The following is a 1,878-nucleotide window of genomic DNA, read 5'->3' on the forward strand; positions in this document are numbered from 1 at the left end:
TGACGGCAAGCTGTTCTGGGGGCTGGACGGCCTGCCCATGCTGCGCGCGTATCTGGACGGCGACGCATGGTTCGACGGGGGCGATTGGGAAGCAGTCTCCCGCGTCCCCTCGGGGCTGGCGGGCTGAGGGCCGAAGCCTTTGCGGGGGCGACGGGGCCTGCATTCCCGCATGTCGAAAGCCTGTGCACGGGTTTCACCGGATCTTGTCAGAGAGCGGTCAGTTTGGCGCAAGCTCCCGTTGGTTTCGCGTCAGAGCCCGGTCAGTGCCGGCTCCGAGAATGCGCGTGCAGCCGCGCCGCCAGCGCGGTCCAAACAATCAGCATTCAGGAGATAAACACACCATGGCAACAGCCCATCACGCACCGCGCCCGATGTCGCGCGAGGAGAAGAAGCTCATCTTCGCTTCCTCGCTCGGCACCGTTTTCGAGTGGTACGACTTTTACTTATACGGCGCGCTCGCTGCCATCATCGCCAAGAAGTTTTTCAGCAGTCTGGATGAGACTTCGGCGTTCATCTTCGCGCTGTTGGCGTTTGCTGCGGGCTTCATCGTGCGGCCGTTTGGCGCTCTGGTCTTTGGTCGCCTTGGCGACATGGTCGGTCGCAAGTACACCTTCCTGGTCACCATCCTGATCATGGGCCTGTCAACCTTTCTCGTGGGCTGCTTGCCCACCTATGAGTCGGTCGGCGTGGCGGCTCCCGTTGCCCTGATCGCCCTGCGCCTGCTGCAGGGTCTGGCGCTCGGCGGCGAGTACGGCGGCGCGGCCACCTATGTGGCCGAGCATTCACCCCAGGGCAAGCGCGGCGCCTACACGGCCTGGATTCAGACCACGGCCACGCTGGGTCTGTTTCTGTCGCTGGTCATGATTCTGGTAATCCGCAGCGTTCTGGGCGAGGAAGCCTTCGCCGATTGGGGCTGGCGTATTCCATTCCTCGTGTCCATCTTGCTGCTGGGCGTCTCGCTCTGGATCCGCCTGTCGATGAACGAATCGCCGGCCTTCCAGAAGATGAAGGCCGAGGGCAAGACCTCCAAGGCGCCCCTGACCGAGTCCTTCGGCCAGTGGAAGAACCTCAGGATCGTGATCCTGGCGCTGCTGGGCCTGACCGCCGGCCAGGCCGCGGTGTGGTATTCGGGCCAGTTCTACGCCCAAATCTTTCTGACCCAGGCGCTCAAGGTCGATCTCTCGACCGCCAACATCCTCGTTGCCTTGTCGCTGTTGATCGGTACGCCGTTCTTCATCGTGTTCGGCACCCTGTCGGACCGCATCGGCCGCAAGCCCATCATTTTGCTGGGCTGTCTGCTGGCTGCGCTGACCTACTTCCCCGTGTTCGGCGCGCTGACCCGGGCGGCCAACCCGGCGCTGGCCGAGGCCCAGGCCAAGAACCGGGTGCTCGTCACGGCCGACTCCGCCGAGTGCTCGTTCCAGTTCAACCCCACGGGCACTGCCAAGTTCACCAGTTCCTGCGACATCGCCAAGCAGGTGCTGGCCGGCGCTTCGGTGAGTTACGAAAATGCCCCGGGGGCGGTGGGCGCTCCGGCCACGATCAGGATCGGCGAGATCGTGATCACCGCCTACTCCAGCCAAGGTCTGCCGGCGGACGAGGCCAGGAAAAAGGACGCCGAGTTCAAAAAGGCCGTGACCGAGGCCCTGAAGACTGCGGGCTATCCGAACAAGGCCGACCCCGAGCGCATCAACAAGGTCCTGGTCGTCGCGCTCCTGACCTATCTGGTGCTGCTCGTGACCATGGTCTACGGCCCCATCGCCGCCATGCTGGTGGAACTGTTTCCGACCCGCATCCGCTACACCTCGATGTCCCTGCCCTACCACATCGGCAACGGCTGGTTCGGCGGCATGCTGCCCCCCATGGCGGTGGCCATCG

The 1,878-nt window shown here is 64.1% G+C and carries 1 protein-coding gene and 1 pseudogene; both read left to right on the plus strand.

The window, feature by feature from the left end; translation table 11 throughout:
* A pseudogene (locus tag VTU_RS25770) lies at positions 1-127 on the plus strand (2-hydroxychromene-2-carboxylate isomerase); the annotation flags it as partial.
* A gap of 214 nt (positions 128-341) precedes the next feature.
* Positions 342-1,878: MFS transporter (locus VTU_RS0105130; RefSeq protein ID WP_029554127.1), on the plus strand; the 1,537-nt coding region annotated here is incomplete at its 3' end.

Source organism: Verminephrobacter aporrectodeae subsp. tuberculatae At4, assembly GCF_000193225.1.
Taxonomy (GTDB): domain Bacteria; phylum Pseudomonadota; class Gammaproteobacteria; order Burkholderiales; family Burkholderiaceae_C; genus Acidovorax; species Acidovorax aporrectodeae.